Raw genomic sequence first — 8255 nt, 5'->3', positions numbered from 1 at the left:
TATCCCCTGTGTGCCTTGCGGGGTGGCGGGGTCGAGCGTGACGAGATCTATCGCGGCGGAAGTGGAGGGAAGCGGGATGCCCGAGGCATCCGTCAGTCCCAGGTTTCGCACCGTCGGCGCCACGTCTTCGGGGACCGGCGTGCCCTCGGCGGCCGCGCGAGCGACCGAGGCGAGCTCGGTCGCGGTCAGCCCCTGCAGGGCCCGTGCGACGAAGGACGGCTCGGTGAGCGCGTCCGCGGCGTCGAAGTAATCGCGCCAGGCGGCAGTGGGTGAGACTCCCCGCGCCGCGAGCAGGGCGGCGAACTCCGAGTCGTCGAGGGTCGCGAGGCGCGCGGCGAGCTCCCTCGTTCCCTCTGTCATGGTCGGCTCAAGACGAAGCCTGATTCGCGCGCTTGCGGCGCACCCAGGTGATGACGAGGAGCGTGATGATCAGCACGAACGCGAGCGGAAGCCCGATGTTCGGCAGGATGGCGACGAGCGGCCAGATTCCCGACGAGAAGTCCTCGCGGGACATTCCGGTGGCCGTGCCGATGATGATCGCGAAGAAGCACACGATCGATAGGAGCGCGATTCCGAGCGACATGAACGCGAGGATGCGTTCGGCGCGCCCAGGCGGCACCTGTGAAGAATCGGGAGACGTGCTCATTCGTCCGAGCCTAGTGGGCGGGGCGCTCGTATTGATCGCGCACGTCGGGAAGTGGTGCCGTAGGCTGGGATGTCGGGGGTTTCCCCGGATTCTTCAGCGCCCGCGGGTGCCAGACGCAACGAGGTAGTTCACGATGCCCACCGGCAAGGTCAGGTTCTTCGACGAGGAGAAGGGCTTCGGCTTCATCTCCACCGATGATGGCGAAGACGTCTTCCTGCACGCCACCGCACTGCCCGCGGGAACGCCCGCCCCCAAGCCCGGCACACGCCTGGAGTTCGGGGTTGCGGACGGCAAGCGCGGCCTGCAGGCGCTGTCGGTGCGCGTCCTCGAGGCGCCGCCGAGCCTGTCGAAGGCGCAGCGCAAGCCCGCCGACGACATGGCGATCATCATCGAAGACCTCGTCAAGCTGCTCGACGGCATGGGCGGGGATCTGCGTCGCGGCCGCTACCCGAGCAGCTCGCACAGCAAGAAGATCGCCGCGGTCCTGCGTAAGGTCGCCGATGAACTCGACGCCTGAGTCCGAGCTGCCCGACCCCGAACTGCTGGGTGCGCGCGATCTCGCGCTCGCCGCGCTGCGCGAGATCACGGAAGAGAAGACGATCGGCGAGGCCGCCGGGTATCGCCAAGAGCCCGGCGGTGCGCTGTCGCTCCGGTTCGCCAACCGCATGGTCGGCTACCCCGGGTGGTTCTGGACCGTCACGCTCGCGCGCGTCGAGGGGTCGGCCCCGACCGTGCTCGAGGCCGAGTTGATGCCCGGCGACGGTGCGCTCCTCGCGCCCGAATGGACGCCGTGGGCCGAGCGCCTGGCCGAGTATCACGCCCACCAGGCCGAGCTCGACCAAGAGGCGCTCGCCGCCCAGGCATCCGGCGACGAGTCCGGCGACTCGGACGACGATGACGCCGAGGACGACTCGGACGATGACCTCGACGACGACATCGATGACCTTGATGCGGCCGACTTCGACGAGGACGGCTCGCCGATCCTGCACTCGGGCGACGTCGACGGCGTCGACATCGACAACTTCTCGGACGACGCGGAGTCGGACGACGATGACGACGACGACGATGAGGACGCCGACTCCGACGATGAGTCGGATGAGGATGACGAGTCGGACGATGACGACTCTGACGACGAAGAGTCAGATGACGAGGACGACTCGGACGACGACGACTCGGACGACGACGAGTTCGACTACCAGGACCCGCGCGTCGACCGCAGCTACTAGGCCTTCGGCATCCGTTCGAGCGTGTACTCGATCGCGCCGATGAGCTGACGCACGTCGTCGGGCTCGATCGAGACGAACGTCGCGATGCGCAGCTGGTTGCGTCCGAGCTTGCGGTAGGGCTCGGTGTCGACGATGCCGTTGGAGCGGAGCGACGCCGCGAGGGCGGCGGCATCCACGCTCTCGTCGAAGTCGATCGTGACGACGACCTGCGAGCGGTCGGCCGGGTCGGCGACGAACGGCGTGGCGACGGCGGATGCCTCGGCCCAGTCGTACAGCGCAGCCGACGACTCGGCGGTGCGCGCCGAGGCCCACGACAGTCCGCCGTTGTCGACGATCCACGACAGCTGTTCGCGCAGCAGGAACAGCGTCGCGAGGGCGGGGGTGTTGAGCGTCTGGTTCAGGCGCGAGTTGCTCACCGCGTTGACCAGGCTGAGGGAGTCCGGGATGTACCGGTCGGACTTGCCGATGCGTTCGATCCGCTCGATCGCGGCGGGCGACGCGAGTGCGAGCCAGAGCCCCCCGTCGGATCCGAGGTTCTTCTGCGGGGCGAAGTAGTAGACGTCCGTCTCGGCGATGTCGACGTCGACGCCACCCGCGGCGCTCGTCGCGTCGATCACGGTCAGGGCTCCGTCGTCGCCGTGCACCCGTGTGACGGGGGCGAGCACGCCGGTCGAGGTCTCGTTGTGCGGCCAGGCGTAGACGTCGACTCCGGCGACGACCTCGGCGGTAGTGCGCTGACCGGCGGGTGCATTGCGCACATCCGGGGCCTCGAGCCAGGGCGCCTTCGCCGCGGTGGCGAACTTGCCGCCGAACTCACCGAACACCAGGTTCTGCGCGCGGCGCTCGATCAGGCCGAAGGCCGCGGCATCCCAGAAGCTCGTCGATCCGCCGTTCGCCAGCAAGACCTCGTAGCCCTCCGGAGCGCGGAACAGCTCGGCGAGCAGGGAGCGCACGTCGCCGACGAGGTTCTTGACGGGGGCCTGGCGGTGCGACGTGCCGAGCAGCTCTGCTCCGGTGGTCGCGAGGGCCGCCAGCTGGGCGGGGCGAACCTTCGATGGTCCGCACCCGAAGCGTCCGTCGGTGGGCAGGAGTTCGCTCGGAAGAGAGACGTGGGGCATGCCCTCGATTCTAGGGTCGCGCGTGGGGTGACTCAGGCCGCGTTACGGCCCACTGGGTTAGGCTTACCTTCGCAACCCGGACGCGAGGAACCAGCCGCCATGACCGATCTGATCGATACGACAGAGATGTATCTGCGTACCATCCTGGAGCTCGAGGAAGAGAACATCATTCCTCTGCGCGCGCGCATCTCGGAGCGCCTCGGCCACTCGGGTCCGACCGTCTCGCAGACCGTGGGACGCATGGAGCGCGACGGGCTGGTCGTGGTTTCGGAAGATCGTCGACTCGAACTCACCAACGCGGGTCGCCAGAAGGCCATCGATGTCATGCGCAAGCACCGTCTGGCCGAGCGGCTCCTCTCGGACGTGATCGGCCTGGATTGGGCCTACGTCCACGAAGAGGCGTGCCGCTGGGAGCACGTCATGAGCGAGCAGGTCGAGCGCCGGCTCGTCGAGCTTCTCGGGCACCCCACCGAATCCCCGTACGGAAACCCGATCCCCGGGCTCGATCAGCTGGGCGATGTGCCCGCGGCGGTCTTTTCACAGGGAGTTGTCGGACTCGTCCGTCACCTGAACGAGGTCGGCGGTCCGGTCGAGGGCACCGTGCGCCGTCTGGCCGAGCCGGCGCAGGTCGATCCCGAATTGCTCGAACAGCTGCGCAGCGCCGGGGTTATGCCGGGTGCGCGGGGCAAGTACCGCTACAACGAGGGATACGTGCTCGTCGAGATGGACGGATCGGACGAGGGTCTCGAGCTTCCGGTCGAGGTCGCCGCGCACATCTTCCTGGTCGACACGTCTGTCTGAATCGGATGCTCGAGGGCGCAATTCGTCCACAGCGCCCGCCTGTCGAAGTGACAGAACCGTTACCTTCCGGTAATCTCGAAAAGTCCACCGCCGAGAAGCCAGGCGATGGAACTCCCGGCCCGAACGCCCCTCTAGGCTCGTCCACTCGGCCGGCTGAACCACGAACATCGTGGCGACGAGCCAACACCCCTACGCGGGGTGCCGGGGCAGGAGGAAGCGTTTGGCTGAAGAGAATGACTCGCCTGTTAGCGCACCCGACGCGCAGGTAGCGAGCCGAGACCGCAGGGGACGGTCGGCTCGGAGCGAGACACAGAAGCCACCCCGCCTCGATCGATCGACGCGCCGAGCGACCAAACTCGAGCGTCGCGCCGCGCGTGCAGAGCGTGCCCCGAAGACTCAATCCGGACGACGTGGGCCGGTTCGCAGCATCCTGACCCTCGCGGTCGTCACCGGACTCTTCGCCACCGTCGCGATTCCGGCCTATGCGGCCTGGCAGCCCGAAGCCGACGCGATGACGTTGCAGCAGCTCGCCACCGACGGTGCACAGACGCTCGTCGTCGCGTCGGACATCACCGACTCCACCCTGGCCCGCGGCTCGTATTCGGCGACGACGCCGGACGAGATCTCGAAGAAGAAGGCCGAAGAGGCCGCCGCAGCGCGGGCCAAGGCCAAGGCCACTCGGGCCAGCGCCTCGTCGTACGCGATCCCCGCGGGTGTTCCGCTGGTCGCACCGGGTTCGGGCATCGTCCGTCGCCCGCTGCCCTACTTCAACAACTTCGGAGCGCCCTACGCCGGTCACCGCGGCACCGACTACATGGTCGAGCGCGGCACGCCGATCTACTCCGTCGCCGATGGCGTCGTCACGGCATCCACCGACGGTGGCGGGGGACTCGGCGTGACGATCACGATCATGCACAACATCAACGGCCACGCCGTGCAGTCGGTCTACGGACACATGCTGCCGGGCAGTCGCACCGTGGGTGCCGGGGCGACCGTGAGCGCGGGTCAGTTGATCGGACAGGTCAGCGATACCGGCCTGGCGTTCGGCACGCACCTGCACCTGATGATCCATGTCGACGGCACGCGTGTCGACGCTGAGGGCTGGCTCGCCGCGAACGCGGGTTGATCGACTCTTCCGTCATGCCTGACAAGCTGCCGACTGACTCTCCCCAGCACACGAGCCTGGAGTCGGCGCAGCCGAAGGGTTCGCTGTGGCGCAAGCTGCGGGTTCCTCGAGCGGCTGCGACCGCCGCGGTGGGTGGTGTGCGTCGCCGCCCGGCCCGCAGCATCCTGACTCTTGCCGTCGTTGCGGGGCTGGTGGCGACCGTCGCGATCCCGGCCTATGCGGCGTGGCGGCCCGAGACCGGGCCGAAGACGCTGCAGCAACTCGCTGCGGACGGGGCGCAAGAGATCGTCGTGGCGTCGGATGTCGGGGACTCCACTCTTACCCGCGGTTCGTATTCGGCGACCACGCCCGAAGAGATCGCGAAGAAGAAGGCGGCGGAGGCCGCCGCGGCGCGCGCCAAGGCCGCGGGCAGCATGATGAACATCGATCTGAGCAGCATCCCGGCCGGATCGGGCGCGATCGGATGGCCGCTGCGCAACATCTCGAACATTAGCGACCGCTTCGGCGCGCGAGGCGGGTCGCACAAGGGCGTCGACATGCTCGCCCCGGCGCTATCACCCGTTTACGCCTCGGCGGACGGCGTGGTCAGTCAGTCGACCGAGGGCGGCAGCGGCGGCTACGGCGCGTACGTCCGCATCGAGCACGTGATCGACGGCACGCGCATCAGCACGCTCTACGCGCACCTGTCGTACGGCACCCGCACGGTCGAGCCGGGTCAGACGGTGACGCGCGGGCAGGTCATCGGGGGAGTGGGGCGCACCGGGTACGCGACCGCGAACCACGTGCACTTCGAGGTGTTCGTGAACAACGCCAAGGTCGACCCGATGCCGTGGCTCGGGCCCTACGGCACCTGAGCGCACGACACGGATGAACCTTCGGCATCCGTGAATCTTGCACCCCGAATCGTGGGGTAATCTGACCCCGAACGCTTGCTCGAGCGATTGGAAAATGCCGATGGACACCACGCCTCGCATCCGAACCCGGAATGCGCACGGTCGTTACGTCCTTCGGCATCGTGTGGACGGATGCCGCGGCGTGACCGTGGCCGCGAGGCGCTGCCCCTAGGGGCAGCGCCTTTTTTCGTCCTCGCAGCCTGTCGCGCCCGCGGGCGTTGCTGTATCGAATACCGCTGAAGCCGTCACGGGCTATTCGAGAGGACACCCGATGCGCACTCTGGTGCTGAACGCAGGATACGAACCGCTGGCCGTCGTGTCGTTCAAGCGAGCTCTGGTGCTCGTGATGAACGCGAAGGCGACCATCATCGAGCGTGTGGAGGGTGATCCGGTATGGGGCGCCCGCGGTGCGGTCGATCGCCCGGCGGTGATCCTGCTGACACGCTACGTCCGCGTTCCGCAGTCGCGTCGCGTGCCGGTCACCCGCCGGGGCGTGCTGCGTCGCGACGGCAACCGCTGCGCGTACTGCGGCAAGGGTGCCACCACGATCGATCACGTGCTGCCGCGCTCGCGCGGGGGAGCGGACTCGTGGGAGAACCTGGTGGCGTGCTGTCTGCGGTGCAACAACCTGAAGGGCGACCGGACGCCCGCCGAGATGCGCTGGGACCTGCGGTACGCGCCCCGGCCGCCGCACGGCGCGCAGTGGACGGTGCGTGGCACTGAGCGCGCGGACCCGCGGTGGGAGCCGTACCTCGAGCTCGCGGCGTGATCCCTTCGGATCCGGATGCTCGGGCTCGGTAGACTTGGTGGCCTAGCCTCTGTAGCTCAATGGAAGAGCAGTTCCGTCCTAAGGAAAGGGTTGGGGGTTCGAGTCCCTCCAGGGGCACTGCTGTGATGAGTCGTGACATAGGAGACATCTGAGTCGTGACATAGGAGACGTCAGAAGAAGGAGCCCGGCCATCGGCCGGGCTCCTTCTGCGTGTTGCGCCAGTAGGTTTTGTTGGGGTCGATGTTGTTGGTGGCGATGATCTCGCCGGTGTCTAGGTGGACGACGGTGACGGTGCGTTCGTCGGCGATGAGGATGCAGCGTTTGCCCCGGTGGTCGGCGCCGATGCCGAGGTGGTGCATGCGGGCGGCGCGGCGGAAGCTGATCTTTCCGTTGGCGCCGACGTGGTCGTGACGGACCCGATAGTGGGCGCGGTCGTGGTGTCCGGCGGGGACTGCTTTCGGTGTTGTGGCGTAGGCCGTGGCGGGGGTGGTCCCTCGGGCGCGATGCGGCCGGTGGTGGTTGTAATGCTCCCGGAATAGGTCGAGTTGGGCCTGCAGTTCGGCGATCGTGGCCATGTGGGGTCGGGCGGTCAACCATCGTTTCAGGGTCTGATGGAACCTCTCGATCTTCCCTTGGGTCTGGGGGTGGTTCGGGGCTCCGTTCTTCTGGGTGATGTTCAGCGCGGCGAGGACGTATTCGAACTCGTTGCGTCCGCCGGCATGGCGGGCAGTGTAGACGCGGCCGTTATCGGTCAACGTGGACGCGGGTGGGCCGTAGGTGTCAACGACGTTCCGGCCGGTCACGGGTCGGTGAACGGTGCAGGACAGCAGGAGTCGGGAGTGGTCGTCCAGCCAGTTCAGGATCTCCACGTCCGAACCGTCGGCGAGACGCCAGTGGGTGAAATCCGACTGCCAGGTTTCGTTCGGTTGCGCGGCTTCGAGCCGGACGTAGGAGGACTTCGGTCGTTTGCGGGGTTCGGGGGTGATCAGTCCGGCCGCGTGCAGGATGCGTCGGATCGTGGACGTCAACGGGACGGTCAGTCCCTCTTGGCGCAGGTGCCAAGCGACCGTGACCGGACCTGCATCGGTTCCTGCGGCGGTTAATGCTTGCCGGAGCTGCACGACCCGCGCACGGACCCTGTCGGTGGTCACGTTCGGGTTGGTCAGCGGGGCTCGGGATCGTGCGTTAAGCCCGTCGAGGCCCTCGTCTCGGTAGCGGGTGAGGAGCTTGTGCAGATACTGACGGCTCATTCCGTACTCAGCCGCCGCGGCGCTGACCGATAGTCCTCCGGCGATGATCTTCAACATCACTACCCGATGCTTCGACGACATGAACCACTGTCGCCTATGACGCGACTCACGTGTCGCCGATCACCTGTCGCCTATGTCGTGAACCCGCACACCTCCAGGGGCACTGTCTCTTTTGGATCTGACCAGGAGTTCTTCTGGGGGCAGATCTCGCGAGATCCGGGCGAACTCCGTACCTGACGCTGAACGACCTGTGCCATGGGAACGCCCGGCCGGACTGGTCGCGACCATCGTCGCGACCAGCCGCAAGGGTCAGGTCAAGGACGGCAGCCTCCACCCGCGGCAGTTCGCGGGTTGTCTCTTCAGATTCAGGCCTCAAGCCGGGTGAGGCGGTATCTCGGGTCTGGATGGAGCGGGACTCATACCGGC

9 protein-coding genes, 1 tRNA gene and 1 pseudogene are annotated in these 8255 nt (G+C 67.4%); 7 read left to right on the top strand and 4 right to left on the bottom strand.

Translation table 11 applies throughout. The features are described 5' to 3' along the window. A pseudogene (locus CGU35_RS11265) lies at window positions 1-360 on the bottom strand (helicase-associated domain-containing protein); the annotation flags it as partial. A gap of 7 nt (window positions 361-367) precedes the next feature. Beyond that, a complete protein-coding gene (locus tag CGU35_RS11260) occupies window positions 368-646 on the bottom strand; it encodes a multidrug ABC transporter ATPase (protein ID WP_100811645.1) in 279 nt (92 codons plus the stop codon). A gap of 133 nt (window positions 647-779) precedes the next feature. Between CGU35_RS11260 and CGU35_RS11255 the strand changes: the two genes are divergently transcribed. Beyond that, on the top strand, window positions 780-1163 hold the full coding sequence (locus CGU35_RS11255) for a cold-shock protein (protein WP_100811644.1): 384 nt from the start codon (window positions 780-782) through the stop codon (window positions 1161-1163). Further along, window positions 1147-1872, top strand: a complete 726-nt coding sequence (locus CGU35_RS11250) for a DUF3027 domain-containing protein (RefSeq protein ID WP_100811643.1) — start codon at window positions 1147-1149, stop codon at window positions 1870-1872. Before CGU35_RS11255 ends, CGU35_RS11250 begins: the two co-directional genes overlap by 17 nt. Here CGU35_RS11250 and serC read toward each other — a convergent pair. Further along, window positions 1869-2990 carry a phosphoserine transaminase gene (gene serC, locus CGU35_RS11245; RefSeq protein WP_100811642.1) on the bottom strand — a complete coding sequence of 374 codons (1122 nt, stop codon included), beginning with the start codon at window positions 2988-2990 and terminating at the stop codon, window positions 1869-1871. The genes CGU35_RS11250 and serC overlap by 4 nt on opposite strands. 99 nt (window positions 2991-3089) lie before the next feature. Between serC and CGU35_RS11240 the strand changes: the two genes are divergently transcribed. From CGU35_RS11240 to CGU35_RS11220, 5 genes are all read left to right on the top strand, one after another. Further along, window positions 3090-3791 carry a metal-dependent transcriptional regulator gene (locus CGU35_RS11240; RefSeq protein ID WP_100811641.1) on the top strand — a complete coding sequence of 234 codons (702 nt, stop codon included), beginning with the start codon at window positions 3090-3092 and terminating at the stop codon, window positions 3789-3791. A 220-nt stretch (window positions 3792-4011) separates the two neighbouring features. Then, window positions 4012-4917: a M23 family metallopeptidase gene (locus CGU35_RS11235; RefSeq protein ID WP_100811640.1), complete on the top strand. Its 906-nt coding sequence runs from the start codon at window positions 4012-4014 to the stop codon at window positions 4915-4917. Window positions 4918-4931: 14 nt separating this feature from the next. After that, window positions 4932-5771 (top strand): M23 family metallopeptidase, encoded by an 840-nt coding sequence (locus CGU35_RS11230; RefSeq protein ID WP_100811694.1) that lies wholly within the window; start codon window positions 4932-4934, stop codon window positions 5769-5771. Between the two features lie 310 nt (window positions 5772-6081). Further along, entirely contained in the window at window positions 6082-6579 is a 498-nt protein-coding gene (locus CGU35_RS11225; RefSeq protein WP_100811639.1) for an HNH endonuclease, read from the top strand. A gap of 45 nt (window positions 6580-6624) precedes the next feature. Then, window positions 6625-6696: transfer RNA gene (locus CGU35_RS11220), tRNA-Arg, on the top strand. Between the two features lie 53 nt (window positions 6697-6749). Here CGU35_RS11220 and CGU35_RS11215 read toward each other — a convergent pair. Beyond that, window positions 6750-7910: an IS481 family transposase gene (locus CGU35_RS11215; protein ID WP_100811638.1), complete on the bottom strand. Its 1161-nt coding sequence runs from the start codon at window positions 7908-7910 to the stop codon at window positions 6750-6752. Window positions 7911-8255: the final 345 nt, after the last annotated feature.

The sequence above is a fragment of the Microbacterium sp. BR1 genome (assembly GCF_002812725.1).
GTDB lineage: Bacteria > Actinomycetota > Actinomycetes > Actinomycetales > Microbacteriaceae > Microbacterium.
Note: the sequence above shows the minus strand (reverse complement) of the source record. Positions and strands in the feature narration are given on the sequence as shown.

Coding starts and splice junctions, on each gene's coding strand:
- CGU35_RS11260 (WP_100811645.1), bottom strand. CDS start 646: ATGAGCACGTCTCCCGATTCTTCACAGGTGCCGCCTGGGCGCGCCGAA.
- CGU35_RS11255 (WP_100811644.1), top strand. CDS start 780: ATGCCCACCGGCAAGGTCAGGTTCTTCGACGAGGAGAAGGGCTTCGGC.
- CGU35_RS11250 (WP_100811643.1), top strand. CDS start 1,147: ATGAACTCGACGCCTGAGTCCGAGCTGCCCGACCCCGAACTGCTGGGT.
- serC (WP_100811642.1), bottom strand. CDS start 2,990: ATGCCCCACGTCTCTCTTCCGAGCGAACTCCTGCCCACCGACGGACGC.
- CGU35_RS11240 (WP_100811641.1), top strand. CDS start 3,090: ATGACCGATCTGATCGATACGACAGAGATGTATCTGCGTACCATCCTG.
- CGU35_RS11230 (WP_100811694.1), top strand. CDS start 4,932: ATGCCTGACAAGCTGCCGACTGACTCTCCCCAGCACACGAGCCTGGAG.
- CGU35_RS11225 (WP_100811639.1), top strand. CDS start 6,082: ATGCGCACTCTGGTGCTGAACGCAGGATACGAACCGCTGGCCGTCGTG.
- CGU35_RS11215 (WP_100811638.1), bottom strand. CDS start 7,910: ATGTCGTCGAAGCATCGGGTAGTGATGTTGAAGATCATCGCCGGAGGA.